Annotated in this window: 9 protein-coding genes; 6 read left to right on the forward strand and 3 right to left on the reverse strand. The window is 63.3% G+C overall.

Annotated features, from left to right (window positions below; translation table 11 throughout):
• Positions 1-645: 645 nt before the first annotated feature.
• Positions 646-2,376, reverse strand: coding sequence for an L-aspartate oxidase (locus GVV86_RS15295; protein WP_159803251.1), 1,731 nt, complete (start codon positions 2,374-2,376; stop codon positions 646-648).
• 818 nt (positions 2,377-3,194) lie between these two features.
• Here GVV86_RS15295 and qcrB point away from each other — a divergent pair.
• Complete coding sequence (qcrB, locus tag GVV86_RS15300; RefSeq protein ID WP_484793016.1) at positions 3,195-4,847, forward strand: cytochrome bc1 complex cytochrome b subunit; 1,653 nt, start codon at positions 3,195-3,197, stop codon at positions 4,845-4,847.
• Between the two features lie 16 nt (positions 4,848-4,863).
• Complete coding sequence (locus GVV86_RS15305; RefSeq protein ID WP_159803253.1) at positions 4,864-5,094, forward strand: carboxymuconolactone decarboxylase family protein; 231 nt, start codon at positions 4,864-4,866, stop codon at positions 5,092-5,094.
• 67 nt (positions 5,095-5,161) lie between these two features.
• Here the strand turns inward: GVV86_RS15305 and GVV86_RS15310 are convergent, their stop codons facing one another.
• Positions 5,162-5,926 carry an SDR family NAD(P)-dependent oxidoreductase gene (locus GVV86_RS15310; RefSeq protein WP_159803254.1) on the reverse strand — a complete coding sequence of 255 codons (765 nt, stop codon included), beginning with the start codon at positions 5,924-5,926 and terminating at the stop codon, positions 5,162-5,164.
• Between the two features lie 39 nt (positions 5,927-5,965).
• Here GVV86_RS15310 and GVV86_RS15315 point away from each other — a divergent pair, with 39 nt between their 5' ends.
• From GVV86_RS15315 to GVV86_RS15330, 4 genes are all read left to right on the forward strand, one after another.
• On the forward strand, positions 5,966-6,292 hold the full coding sequence (locus tag GVV86_RS15315) for an ArsR/SmtB family transcription factor (RefSeq protein WP_159803255.1): 327 nt from the start codon (positions 5,966-5,968) through the stop codon (positions 6,290-6,292).
• Between the two features lie 411 nt (positions 6,293-6,703).
• On the forward strand, positions 6,704-7,654 hold the full coding sequence (locus GVV86_RS15320) for an alpha/beta hydrolase (RefSeq protein ID WP_159803256.1): 951 nt from the start codon (positions 6,704-6,706) through the stop codon (positions 7,652-7,654).
• A 41-nt stretch (positions 7,655-7,695) separates the two neighbouring features.
• Positions 7,696-8,436 carry an alpha/beta fold hydrolase gene (locus GVV86_RS15325; protein WP_159803257.1) on the forward strand — a complete coding sequence of 247 codons (741 nt, stop codon included), beginning with the start codon at positions 7,696-7,698 and terminating at the stop codon, positions 8,434-8,436.
• Positions 8,437-8,544: 108 nt separating this feature from the next.
• Positions 8,545-9,465: an alpha/beta fold hydrolase gene (locus GVV86_RS15330; RefSeq protein WP_159803258.1), complete on the forward strand. Its 921-nt coding sequence runs from the start codon at positions 8,545-8,547 to the stop codon at positions 9,463-9,465.
• A gap of 524 nt (positions 9,466-9,989) precedes the next feature.
• Here the strand turns inward: GVV86_RS15330 and GVV86_RS15335 are convergent.
• The gene (locus GVV86_RS15335; RefSeq protein WP_246670008.1) at positions 9,990-13,001 is read right to left on the reverse strand and encodes an AfsR/SARP family transcriptional regulator; all 3,012 of its coding nucleotides are present in this window, start codon (positions 12,999-13,001) and stop codon (positions 9,990-9,992) included.
• Between the last annotated feature and the right edge of the window lie 736 nt (positions 13,002-13,737).

A 13,737-nucleotide genomic window follows, 5' to 3' on the forward strand; every position in this document is an offset into this window, starting at 1 on the left:
ATGAGAGCTTTATTCCCAGCGCACTGGGGAACCGCCGGAAGGAAGTAGCGCGACGAAGGTGTCAGGGGAGACTACCGACGGGGGGACGGGCTACGGCTGCAATGGCTCGCCGGAGTATATCCGCCGAGCCGTGGAGCGGTCGCTTGGCCATGGGGTACCGATGTGACCGATCTCTACTACCTGCCCCGGGTCGACCCAAGGTGCCGATACCGGCGGAGTCTAGGACCTAAGTGGGCCCGCATCGTAGGATGTCCGCCTCGGATGGCCGCGGTTCCAGCCTGATGCATTTACCGCCACCCGGCGCCTGGTGAAGCGAATTGGGCATCGCCATGGACAAGGGTGCCAGCGTTTCCTAGGTGGCCCTGGCTTGGATCCTCCCTCAGGGCGTCGTCCCCATTCCTGGCACGCGCAGCCGGTCCGGGTGGGGCGAGAACGCTGCCGCTGTATTCGTCGACCTGGACGAGGGTGACCGCCTCGCCTTGCTGGCGCGTTCCCGGCCGGTGGCATCGTCGGCAAGAGTGACCTGACGAACGTCCCTCCAGGAGTGGACCGCTGAGCCTCGGTGGGAGGCACACGGAACCAGCTGGCTCAAGCTCTCTGACCAACGATCCGTCCTGCCTGAACGCGGCAGGACGGATCGCCCGGTTACTCCACGAGCTTGCCGTCCACGGACACCTCTTCCATGAGGGCAACGATGTCTGCAGGGATCGGTGGAATCTCCTCGTGAGCGATACCGCCTTGGGGCGACCAGACGAGGTTGACCTGGAGTGCGGGGTCGATATCCGGAAAATCGCTGCGGTTATGGGCGCCACGGGTTTCCCGGCGCTCGAGCGCGGCCTCAAGGGTCGCGCGCGCGGCCAGTGCTGCCGATTTGAGATCGAACGCGTGGGCCAGATCCTGATAGCCCGCAATGTCAGGATGAACACCGATGTTTTCCATCCTGGCTTCAATGAGGTCGAGCTCGGCAATCCCGGCGCGAAGTCCCTCCTCGTCCCGCACAACTCCCGCGTGGGCTGTCATCGTGTCCCGGATGGCGCGCTGCAGGGCGCGCACGTTTTCCGGCCCGTCGGCGGCCAATAGTGCGGCGATTTCAGTGCGCGCCTGGGTGATCGAACTGGCTGAGCGAAGGTGGGCGGTCAACTCCGAGGAGTAGGCCGCTGCGGCCTGGCCTACGATGCGCCCGAAGACCAACAGTTCGATCAGCGAATTGCCGCCGAGCCTGTTCGCTCCGTGCAGCCCGCTGGAGGCCTCTCCGATGGCATAGAGACCATCGACATCGGTCCCATGGTCGTCGGGGCGGACCCACACGCCGCCCATGGAGTAGTGGGCGGTAGGGGCGATTTCGATTGGGTCCCTTGTGATGTCGAGCATCTGCAGTTCGAGCATTGTCTGGTAGACCCGGGGCAGCCTGGCCATGATCGTTTCCCGGGGCAGATGGGAGACATCAAGCCATACGCCCCCGTTGGGAGTGCCCCGTCCTTCCTTGATCTCGGTGTAGCAGGCAAGGGCCACACGGTCCCTGGTGGAGAGCTCCATCCGCTCCGGGTCGTACCGTGCCATGAACCGCTCACCCAAAGCATTGCGCAGAATCCCGCCCTCCCCACGGGCGGCTTCGCTGATCAGCGTCCCGGCCGCGTTTTCGGGCTCGATGATTCCGGAGGGATGGAACTGAACGAGTTCAGGATCGCGCAGGCGCCCGCCGGCTTCGACGGCGAGGCGGAACGAGTCGCCTGTGTTTTCATCACGTCTGGACGAGGTGCGCCGCCAGATTCGGTTGTGGCCTCCGGCCGCTAGGATCACAGCGTCGGCGTGGATGAGGTACTGGGTTCCGTTGTGAAGGTCAAAACCGTAGGCGCCGAAAACCGCATTGTCATGCACGAGAAGGCGGGTGACGTAGACGGTATCGAGGATGGGGATCTCGAGTTGCGTGGCCCGGCTGATCAGGGTGCGCTGGATTTCAAGGCCGGTGTAGTCTCCCGCGAAGGCTGTGCGTCGGAATTTGTGGGCTCCGAAAAACCGCTGTGAGATGCGTCCGTCGCCCTCGCGCTCGAAAGGCATGCCGTAGCGCTCCAAATCCTCGATTCCGCGTCGGGCTCCCTCTGTCACGATTTGAACGGTGTGAGGGTTGGCAAGCAGATAGCTTTCCTTGAGTGTGTCGGCGGCGTGCTGCTGCCAGCTGTCCTCGGGGTCCATAGTGCTCAAGGCCGCATTGATGCCTCCGGCTGCAAGCGAGGTATGGGCATCGGACTTCGCCCGTTTACCAACGACCAGGACGTCCGTTCCGCTTTCGGCGAGCTCGATGGCTGCGCGCAGCCCTGACCCGCCCGCGCCGATGACGAGCACGGAAGTGGAGAGGCGTCGCTCGGGGTTGTTCATGGCTGCTCCTTCGACCGGTCTTCCGGTCACGTCTGGTATGAGTTCTGTTCTGGGAATGTTTTGGCGGCGGGGTCTTAAGGTGAGACAGGATGCACGGCGGATGTGTGACGGCCCGGCGTGGGTGTTCCGTCCGTCGCGCCCGCCGGTGTTCTAGCCCGGCGGTCCGCAGAACGACGACCTGAAGCAAGGTCCGCCCCTTTCGGCGGGCGGCGGACACTAAGCTGCCGCTGAGACGGAGTTACTTCAAGTATGCCGTGGTCCTCACGGCTGACGACGAGCCGCCGGCTGAGGTGGTTGGCGCCCTGCCGGTGACTGCTCGGTGAAATGACACCTCTCCGGGGATGGCTGGCCTGTAGGCGATCCGGCGGAAAGTGCACTGGTTGGCTGACGGACCCGCGGGCAGGGGCGGCGGCCCTTCCGCTCAACGGCTGCTGGCTGCCACAGGTCTGATGGGACGAAGGTTCTCCGGTCCGGTTCGCCGGCCGGGGTGCGTCAACGGGGCGCGTCAACGGGGCACCGCCCGCGTGTACGCCCTGAAAATGTGGGATGTTGCAGACAGCGGCCAGGCTTCGTGTGGTCGAAGGGTGGGCCTGTCTCTGGCCGCCGACAAACCCGGGGCCTGCAGTATCAGGGGCCGTCCTCCCCCATGCGGCCCGCCGGGTTGCACCGCAGACCACAGCGGACCAGCCGTAGAAGGAGACATCGCCTGCCTTTCGGTGGGTTGCGCCTTTTCGACAACCTGCTGCGGTCCCTGCGCTGTCACAGAAAGCCGGGGCATCTGGTCTTTTTTGCGACACCAGAGAAGGGACGGCCCTTTCATGAATCATCGGATTGCATGGCCGCAGCAGCTGACTCTACGCCTCAGCCCCAGGTTCAAGTCCCCGCTCCGCCAAGCAATCGCCGGGCGTGCGGGATGGAAGGCGGCGCCGGCCCATTGGTCCTTCATGTTCGCAGAACTGGCGGTCTATTCATTTCTCGTCCTGACCATCAGCGGCGTGTTTTTGATGTTCTTCTTCGAACCCTCGATGCAGACGGTTCGATATACCGGCCCGTACGCGCCCTTGAAGGGCGCCCAAATGTCCGGGGCCCTGGACTCCACGCTCCACCTCACTTTCGAGGTTCGGGGCGGGCTCCTGATGCGTCAGGTGCATCATTGGTCGGCCCTCCTGTTTATGGCGGGGCTGGTCCTCCACATGCTGCGCAGTTTCTTCACAGGCGCTTTCCGCAGGCCCCGCCGCACCGCCTGGGTGATGCTCGTGCTGACGTTCATCACGGGGCTCGGATTGGGCCTGACCGGCTACACCCTGCCCGATGACATGCTTTCTGGGCTCAGCCTGGCCATACTCGACGGCACTGTGAAGTCCGTCCCGTTCATTGGGTCGGCGCTGTCGTCCTTCGCCTTCGGCGGTGCTTTTCCCGGGGAGGTGATCATCGGCCGCCTCTATACCCTCCACGTGGTGATTCTTCCCCTGCTCGCTGCCGGGCTCGGTGCAGCGCAGTTGCTTCTGACCTTCGTGCACAAGCACACGCAGTTTCCGGCTCCTGGGCGGACGAATAGTAACGTGGTCGGCGAACCCCTCCTGCCGACGCGGGCGACGAAAAGTGGAGGGTTCCTCCTCACTGTGGCAGGCCTCACCGTGCTGACTGCGGCAACGATGACCATCAATCCGGTGTGGCTCTACGGACCCGCCGACCCCGGAAATGCAACAGCAGGCGCCCAGCCTGATTGGTGCTTCGGATTCATTGACGGCGCGTTGCGGCTGATCCCTCCCGGATGGGAATTGCAGTGGCTGGGGGGCACCTGGCCGCTGGCAATGCTTGTCCCCATCGCTGTGGTCGGACTCTTTTTCGCGGTGGTGCTCGCCTATCCGTTCCTGGAGGGATGGCTCACCAATGACGTACGCCAGCATCACCTGCTTGAGCGGCCACGGAACAATCCGACGAGGACGGCCATCGGCGTCGCAGGGATGACGTTTGTCGGCGGCCTGTGGGGTGCAGGAAGCGCCGACGTGGCGGCGCTTCAGCTGTCTCTGTCACTGGAATCAGTCATTTATTTCTTCAGGTTCATGACGCTCCTGGGGCCGTTCGTCGCTTTCGCCGTGACCCGTCGAATCTGCCTCGCGCTGCAGCGCAAGGATCGCGAGGTGGTTCTACACGGTGTCGAAACCGGGCGGATTGTGCGTTTGCCGCATGGTGAGTTCATCGAGGTTCACCAGCCCCTCGACCGCTTTGACCGGTGGAGGCTGCTCGATTTTGACCCGGCCGCAGCCACGTCGCCGATCGGGGCAACCGACCGGCCGGTATCGCGGGTCGGCCGCCGGCGGACCAGTCTCTCGCATTGGTTCTTCGAATATCGGCTTCATCCGGTCACGCCCGCGGATTTGGCGGGCGGCCCAGTGAAAGAGCCTTGCGCCCCAGAACATCAGGAGGACGAGCAACGCGCCGGAAGAACGGACGACAAGGCAGCCTGATTTCCCCGCCCTTCAGGTGATCAGCTCCTGGCGGGACCCTGATTACTTCACCCCTGAGGAGCGGGCAGCGCTGTCCCTCGTTGAAAAGACCACGCTGACCGCCCCGACCTCCCCTGCCCCCTGTGAGGTCAGCGAGGAACTGCGGGTCCTAGGTGATGAACGGGCTGCAGCCGTTCAGTGGAGCACCATCGCCATCAACATTTACAACCGGGGGTCCATCGCCAGCCGGTTCACAATCAAGCACTAGAGCTTTGAGAGCCTGTCAGGCGTCAGACTGCCGGGCCGAGGGCTCGCTTTCTGCCCTGGGTGAAGCTTTACGTTAGTGCGAGCCCTCCATCGACAGCCATCACCTGGCCCGTTACCCACGATGCACTCGGATCGACAAACCGCAGAATCCACTCCGCGACTTCAACGGCATTGCCCCGCCGGCCCAACGGTACGCGTGCGGCTTCCTCGTCCTTGACCTGGGAGATCAGCTCATCGGAAAGTCCTGCGGACGCCAGAGCGTCGCTCTCGGTCGGCCCCGGAGCCACGGCATTAACCCGGACCCGGTGCGGGGCAAGCTCCAGCGCCCAACTGCGGGTGAGCTGTTCAATTGCTGCCTTTGTTGCCCCGTAATGTCCGGCGCCCGGAGCCGGAACATGACCGAAGGTGCTCGAGACATTGACAATCGTGCCTTGGGCTTGCACCAAGTGCGGCAGCGCTGCGCGGGCGAGCAGGCTCGGCGCTGCAACATTGGTGATGAAAAGGTCGTCGATGCGCTCAGAGGTCACCTCCGCCAGGGGCATGGCCGCAAAAACCCCGGCATTGTTGATCAGGGCATCAAGTCCGCCCCACCGCTCAACAGCCGCGTGAACGATCTCCGGTGCCGCGGTTCCTCCGCGGATGTCCGCCGCGAACGGTACGACAGTTGGGTATCCCTCTGCGGTGTCGGTCAGAGCCTCGAGTCGGCGGCCGACGGCAAGGACGTTCGCCCCGGCTGAGCCCAAGGCCTGGGTGGTGGCCCTGCCGATGCCCGATCCGGCGCCAGTCACAATGACGGTCAATCCTGAAATATTTGTTCGATGTTCGTTGATCATCGAACGACACTATCACCGGATGCGGGTTACCATCGACAGATGCACCAGGCCGACGACATCACCCTTACGCGTGTACTGGCCGCGTTGAGCGATCCAACCCGCGCAGGCCTGGTGCGCATACTGGCCGATGGCGTCGAGCGGTCCTGGGGTGACCTGCGCGCCCCGGTGGCCAAGTCGACCTTGAGCTATCATCTGAAATTGCTGCGCGAAGCTGGAGTGACCACCACGAGGCGTGAGGGCACCCGCTGTTTCGTCCGGCTCCGCACAGCCGAATTGGAATCCCGGCTTCCCGGCCTCCTGCCGGTGGTGCTTGCAGCGGCCGAAGCCGAGGGAGTCGGTGCCGACGTGAAGCTCGTGCACAACTGAGAAGACCGGCCGCACCGGCAGGACAGGGCAGTCGCGCAGCCGTCGAAGACAGGCAACGAGCAGTCTCGGCCGTCCATGCCACCGTCGCAGGCATGCGGCAAAGCGCGAACCCGGGCCGACATTGCCCGCAGGGCCCTCCTACCTTCGCGGCGGCCGAAGACATCGTCCAGGCCACTTAGATCCGCCGCCTCATGAGGCTTGACCGGTTGCCCCCGAGTCCGTGACGAAGCCGTCCGCTACTGGTTTGGGGGCCCTCCATGCGCAACACATGCATGGGTGTCTCCCTCGGCTCGAATCGCTTCCACCTGAGGCGCCAATCTGCGGTCTTGTCACAGAAATGGAGACCGCTTGGTCCTAGCTCTTAGTCACCGCGATGTGCCAGTGACCAGTTCCGAAGGAAGGAAGTCCACTATGTCCCACCACGTGCTGGAGCCGGAAGCGCAGGCATTCGCTGACGCTACCGCGAAGCCGCCCCGTCTGGCAGACCTTGGAGTTGAGGGAGCGCGCACTCTCCTCGACGATGTGCAATCAGCGCCAATCGCTTTGCTCGACGTTGATGAGGAATGGATTGACGTCGCGGCTGCGGTTGGTGATGTGCGGGTTCGCATCGTCAGGCCGCAGGGCAGTGCTGGCGTGTTGCCGGTTCTTCTCTACGTGCATGGTGGTGGGTGGGTCCTGGGCAACGCTGGAACCCACGACCGCTTGGTGCGCGAGCTTGCCGTCGGCGCCCACGCTGCTGTGGTGTTCGTTGAGTATGATCGGAGCCCGGAAGCCCAGTACCCGGTCGCCATTGAGCAGGCCTACGCCACCGCCCAGTGGATTACAGGTCACGGTCATGCCAAGGGGCTCGATGCCAAGCGGCTCGCTGTCGCCGGCGACTCTGTCGGTGGCGACATGGCCGCTGTGCTCGCCATTCTGGCAAAAAAACGCGGCGACGTGACTTTCATCCACCAGTCGCTGTTCTACCCGGTGACGGATGCCGGTCAGGACACCGAAAGCTACCGCGAGTTCGCCGACGGGCCCCACCTTACGGCGAAAGCAATGGCATGGTTTTGGGACTGCTACGTGCCCGACGCGAACCTTCGCAAGCAGTCAACAGTCTCGCCGCTCCAAGCGACCCGTGAGGAGCTCGTCGGGCTGCCTGAGGCCTTCCTCATCGTCGATGAAAATGACGTCCTCCGCGACGAGGGCGAGGCATATGGCCGCAGGCTCATTGAAGCCGGCGTCCGCACCACGACCGTGCGCTACAACGCCGCGCTCCACGATTTCATGATGCTCAACCCCCTTCGATCTACCGCAGCCAGCACTGCCGCTGTGGAACAGGCCATCTCCGTGTTGCGCAAGACATTCGCTAACCACTAACCCCCCCCCACCCACACCAAGAACTGATTGGAACCAAGCACATGACTAACCAGAAGCCAACTATCGTGCTCGTACACGGAGCGTTCGCGGAATCTGCATCCTGGAACGATGTGATCGCCCGGCTGCAGGAACACGGAGTCACCGCTGTCGCGGCTGCGAACCCGCTGCGTAGTCTCGCCGGCGACGCCGCATACGTGCGCGACGTCATCGCCTCCGTCGGGGGTCCCGTCGTCCTCGTCGGTCACTCCTACGGAGGGCTCGTCATCACGGAGGCAGCAGCCCGTAACGATGCAGTCGTCGGACTCGTGTACGTCGCTGCTTTTGTTCCGGAGACGGGTCAGAGCGCACTTCAGCTATCGACCAGCGAGCCGGGTAGCTCACTCGGCAGCGCTCTCGCCGCGTACCCGGTTGCTACCGGCGGCAACGAGTTCGCGATCCGGCAGGAGCTGTACCATCACCAGTTCGCAGCCGACGTCCCAGCGGCCGAGGCTGCGCTGATGGCGGCGACTCAACGCCCCGTCACTGAGGCCGCGCTCTCTGAGGGGCTGCCGACAGACCGACCGGCTTGGAAGGACATTCCTTCCTGGCATGTATTCGGTGACCAGGACCTCAACATCCCGGTCACGGTTCACCGCGCCGGGGCAGAGCGCGCAGCCTCACAGGGCACCCACGAGATTACTGGCGCTTCGCACGCACTGTCAGTCTCGCAGCCTGACGCCGTCGCAGCAGTGATTGCGGAAGCAGGCAAAGCTTACATCCTCGGCCAATCCGTTAGTGCGTGAACCACCGGTGGGTGCCTCGCTCCTCCAGGGAGCGTGGCACCTGCCGTGTCGCTTAGCTTCACCGTTTTCACTCTCTAACCGTTCTCACTCTCTAACGCGGAGCTTACGATGCCTTTGCCCGTTCACTCGACTCGCACGATCGACGCCGGTGAGTTGTCCGTTGCATATGTTGACGCCGGCGATCCGACCGCCACACCCGTCGTTCTTCTGCACGGTTTCCCGTACGACATCCACAGTTATACCGACGTCATACCTCGGCTCACTGATGAGGGCCTGCGTGTGCTCGTTCCTTACCTGCGTGGCCACGGACCAACACGCTTTCTGAGCAAGCAGGTGGAGAAGTCCGGTCAGCAAGCGGCCCTCGCCGCGGATCTCTCCGCGTTCATCAGCACGCTCAACCTCGGCAGCCCTATCTTGGCTGGCTACGACTGGGGTGGGCGGGCCGCATGCGCAGTGGCGGCCCTCTGGCCCGATAAAGTGGCAGGACTGGTATCGGTCAACGGGTACCTCGTCCAGGACATCGCCGCATCGCAGCTGCCGCTCGAACCCGAGCTCGAGGCGGGCTTCTGGTACTTCTGGTACTTTGCTACCGAGCGGGGTCGAGTTGGTCTCCGCAAGCATCGCCGCGAGATTGCGGAAGTGATCTGGAAGCGCAACTCCCCCGCCTGGGCGTTCAGCCCCGACGAGTTGGACCGGTCTGCGCAAGCCTTCGACAACCCCGATTACGTCGATATAGTCATCCACTCATACCGCCACCGGCTCGGGTACGCGCCGGGAGCCCCTCAGTTCGAGAGCATCGAACGTCGTTTAAGCCAGCAGCCTGAGATCTCCGTCCCAACGATCACACTCGACGGGCTCGCCGACGGCAACTTTCCCGCCACGGACGGGTCCGCGCAGGCGCGCCATTTCATTGGTTTTCGGGAGCACCGGCAGGTGCCCCAGGCGGGCCACAATCTCCCAGCCGAGCAACCTCAGGCATTTGCCGATGCAATCCTCGCCATGAAAAAGATTTCCAAGGAATCCCGGTAATTGTGCACCCCGGGAAAGTGCCTCTGTCGTCCCCATAGTGGGTGCTAGCCCTCGCCGGGAGGGCATGCGCCCCTGCCAGTTGCCCCTCGGAACTGGTGGCGTTGAAAAACCCACGTCGACATCGACGCCGCGGGTGGCATGTAAGGATCAACCGAGCGCATTGCGAATGCCTCGGGCGCTAGCACCTCGATGGCTTATTTCGGGGACACAGACTGCCCCGAGCTCCAAATCCGGGGCCCGGGGCGGTGTCGGTGGCGGGTGGGACCAGCCGTTTTCTGCTTGGCGCAGACCCGAAGGTCGCCGGAAACCCGGTGTTCCCGCTCTTACCCCGCGGCGGACCGGGGAGCTGTGTAGCTCCTACGTACTTCGACCGGGTAACTGCCGAATGAGTGACGTGTGATGCAGGAAAACAAGCGACCTCATAAGGGGGCGTCGATGGACCGGTCGACGCTCGGGTCAACAGGCGGATGCACTTAAGCCACCCGACTGCTGGGCCACGCGAAGCTGCTGTCTCCTTCGGCGGGTTAACGCCGCAGCCGTTCGAAAAGCAACCGGGTGGAATCTGATGGCAATACTTCAAGCTCGTTCAAGGCCGCTGCGCAACGCTTGAAGTAGGTGGTGATCTGATCGTTGTCGCCCAAAGCGCTAGCGGTGTGCATCAACAGCCGCCACGCGCCCTCCTTGAAAGGGTCCCGGGCCACGACTTGCTCGGCCAGGGAGGCCGCCTGCTCGTAGTGTTCCTGGTCGAACGCCAACAGCCCTGCCTGTAGGCGGGCTTGAACAACCTGATCCTCGAGGTATTCGCGTCGCTGCCGCGCCCACGGAAAGTCCACATTAGGCAGATATTCACCGCGATCGATAATGGAAAGTGCTCGTAAGAGAGTCTCAAGCTTTTCTGATCCGGTGAGTCTGGCGGCTTCAGATAAGAGCGATAGGAACTGGGCAGATTCACTGTCGATGATTACTGGAATGTGGAAGGCGAGCAGGTCCGCGGAGAATGACGGGCCGGTCCCCGCGGGTAACACTTCCCTTAGTCTGTGAGTGATCTGCCGCAGGTACGCCCGCGATGACTCATCCATGCGGCCGTCAAACAGGGCCTCCAACAGTTCCTCGCGTGTGGCGCGGTAACCGGGGACCGTTGCTAAATAGGCGAGGAGTGTCGCGCTTCTTGCCAGGCGAGGCCTCGACTCTTCTCCCTCAACGAGGATGCGCAGGGAGCCGAACTCAGAGAGGGAGATGACCGGGCGCGCCTGCCGGTCGACGGGAACGCCGCGTTTGCGTAAGGCTCGACCCAACTCGTGCCAGCGCGAATCAACGCCGCTTTCGGCATCCAAGCGGCGTGAGACGACGCCCTGGAAGTCGGACAGCGCGAGGAGCAGTTGGTGGTTGGAGCCCTGTTCGGCGGCTGCTGCAAGTGCCAGATCGGATGCGGCGTCTGATTCTGCTTCATGGCCCCGCCGCCACTCGGCTTCAGCCAGGTAGGCTGCGGCAGCAGGCAATTCAAGAATGCGGTGCCCTTCTTGCATGCTGTCAACAGCACGCTGAAGGACTTGAGCGGCACGGCCTTCATCCGATGCGGACATGAGGAACAACAGTCCCCACGCCGTGTCCACCGATTCCCCAATGAAGGCGTAGGAACGTCCGCCCGAGTTCTCTACCCGATCAAGGATCTCGCCCGCGGCGTTGACATTGTGACTGACCCGAAGTTCGAGCTTCACCTCAACCAGCAGGTTGAGCCACTCCATGACTAACGACCCGCTGGCCTTGATCAGGTCCCTGCCGTGGGCAAGAATCCGGCGGGCTTCTGCCTCGTCGGCGAGATCGACCATGATCTCTGGACCCGCGACCCCGTGCATCCAGGCCTGAGATCGGGCTTCTGGGCTGTATGACCGGTACAGGTTCAGGGCCTGTTCCAAGTGGCCAGTTGCCCTGAGGGTCGCGGCCTTCCACGGAGTGGAAACGGCGGCGGCCCAGGGCGAAGGGTTTTGTTGGTTAGCTTCGCGGAGCCTCCCCCGTACGTAGTGGGTCCGCATTATGAGGGCGTCGAGGGGTCCTCCGGTTAGGCGCGGAACAGTAAGGCCGGCAGGCTCGGGCTTCAGCGCGGATAGCGACAACAGGTATGACGCCGCGTCTACTTCGGGGCTTCGTGGTGCGGAAGTGAGGACGGCCTTCATCTCATCGACCCGCCCCAAGTGCCAGTAGCACCACGCCATGATGCTTGCACCGGTGGGAGAGGTGGCGGCTAGCTGCTTGCGGGCACCTGCCGATTCAAGTCTGTCGGCTACCGAGCAACCCCGGGCGTAGTCATCGTCGGCGATGGCGAGCATGAGTTCCCCTACCGCCAGCTCCGAGGTTTGACTGTCTTTTGCTGAGGCGAGGATTCGAAGCCACTTTTTCGCAACGGGGTAGTCGAGCCGTGCAATAACACCGATGATGGCGCGTCCTGCGGGCTCTACCGCGTCGTCCAACGCGCCGGCTAGCAGCAGCTGCTCCACGCATTCCTCGAAGTTTCCCTCCGCGCGCATCAAGTCGGCGAAGACCAGGCGCAGGCTTCGGAGGTCTTCGCCGTCGCGACGTCTCAAGAGGGTCAGGAGGTACTCACGGAATCGTGGGTGGCAACGCATGCTGGCGGACCCGGCTCTCCAGGAGACAGGCAGATGTTGTGCGTATAGCCCCTTCAGTCGTTCACCAGCCCCGACCTCACCGAGCTTTTCTGCCCGAGCGGCCGTCACCTCTTCAAGCATCGACGTGGTGATGAGAAAATCTCGTTCCTCGGCCGTAAGGCGGGCAAGGATCTGAGAAGCCAAGTAACCATGGAGCGGATCCGCCTCACCGCCGGTCCCCACTACGTGCTCACGCGCGCGCCACGCCTCGAACAATATCCCGGTAACCCATCCGCCCGTGGACTCCACGGCACGCGCTGGATCAATGTCGAGCATCCCGTACTGTGCCAGGGCGTCGGCCGCTTCGTCGGTGTTGAAGGCCAACTGAGACTCTCCAACGATAGCTACCTGATCTACGCCTACGTCGGAGCCGACATCGAGTGGCACGTCCAGGCGGCTCAGGAGCAGAACCTTCAGCGTGCGCGGTGCGTAGCGTGCGATGGCCCGGACAAGAGAAATGGACTCTTCAGCGCCCGCGAGTTGCTCAAGTCCGTCCAAGACAAGCACGAGGGGTTCACCGGCCACTGCTTCAACCAGCAAACCCGTAGCCTCCTCGTGCCCCAGCCCCGCGGCGAGCACGTTGGTTACAAGGCCGCGCAGGTGTGGTGCTTCGTTCGCAAACGCCGACTCGAGATACAGCAGCAGCCGCCCGGGGGCGCGGTCGGTGCTGTCCAACGTTATCCAGACCACGGGACGTTCCTGCTCTTCCAAAGCCTGGATAGCCGCCGTAGTCTTGCCGGCCCCCGCTGTGGCGGTGATGCACACAATTCGGTGTGAACGCATCAGGCCGAGGATCCTGTCCGTCAACCGGGCGCGCGCAATCAGCCGCTCTGTCACAGGCGGCGTCTCAATTTTGCTGCGCACGATGAGCACAGGGCCACGTTCGGCATCATGAGGGCCTGTCATACGCCTCAATTTTAGCGCCGCCCTCGAGCCCCTCAGATAGTGGGCTGCCCAGATTTCGGGACCGTTAACGGCAGCCGGTCAGGCTGGCTGCACAGGTCAAGCACCTTAGTGCGGGGCCAGATGTGAAAGATCCCCCTCGCGAGCGAACGCCCGCGATCAGTCACTTACTCCAAGGGCTTGCCAAGGAAGATCATGAAGATGTCACCTCCCATTTTGCCGATCTCTGATCGCCGGCAGATACGCGAGCAGGTGCTCGCGGCCTGCGGATGAATTCGGAGAGCTGCGCTTCACGCCGACCATGCCCTGGTGCCGAGGTAATCCTCGGCCCTCCCCCGCGGCAGCACGACAGTCAGCGTGAATAGGAGCCACCGTAGGCATCCAGACCAGGTGTGTCCCACTACACGGAGCGCACTTGCCTTTCAGTCTGGTCCCCCTTCATCGACCGGCGGATTTAGCCGCTCCCGATGCCAATCGATGCCGTGGAGAACCTGGCCCAAAGAAGGGACGCGTTTGGAACTGCATATCCCTGGATACAGCACTGAACGCTAATCCGCTTCAGCGCGCGGCAGGCGTGCACATCAGTCCACACCCGCATCCGGCCACTACCCCTCACCACGCGGACGGTGCCTGGCGGCACGCAGATACCCGTACTGGTTGGGCCCTGATGACCAGATAGCAAACCCCGTCTATGCGAGAGATCGAG

Origin of the sequence: Arthrobacter zhaoguopingii (genome assembly GCF_009828595.1) — a bacterium.
GTDB lineage: Bacteria > Actinomycetota > Actinomycetes > Actinomycetales > Micrococcaceae > Arthrobacter_D > Arthrobacter_D zhaoguopingii.

Excerpts from the sequence above, each read along its gene's own strand:
- GVV86_RS15295 (WP_159803251.1), bottom strand. The coding sequence starts at position 2,376 with ATGAACAACCCCGAGCGACGCCTCTCCACTTCCGTGCTCGTCATCGGC.
- qcrB (WP_484793016.1), top strand. The coding sequence starts at position 3,195 with ATGAATCATCGGATTGCATGGCCGCAGCAGCTGACTCTACGCCTCAGC.
- GVV86_RS15310 (WP_159803254.1), bottom strand. The coding sequence starts at position 5,926 with ATGATCAACGAACATCGAACAAATATTTCAGGATTGACCGTCATTGTG.
- GVV86_RS15315 (WP_159803255.1), top strand. The coding sequence starts at position 5,966 with ATGCACCAGGCCGACGACATCACCCTTACGCGTGTACTGGCCGCGTTG.
- GVV86_RS15320 (WP_159803256.1), top strand. The coding sequence starts at position 6,704 with ATGTCCCACCACGTGCTGGAGCCGGAAGCGCAGGCATTCGCTGACGCT.
- GVV86_RS15325 (WP_159803257.1), top strand. The coding sequence starts at position 7,696 with ATGACTAACCAGAAGCCAACTATCGTGCTCGTACACGGAGCGTTCGCG.
- GVV86_RS15330 (WP_159803258.1), top strand. The coding sequence starts at position 8,545 with ATGCCTTTGCCCGTTCACTCGACTCGCACGATCGACGCCGGTGAGTTG.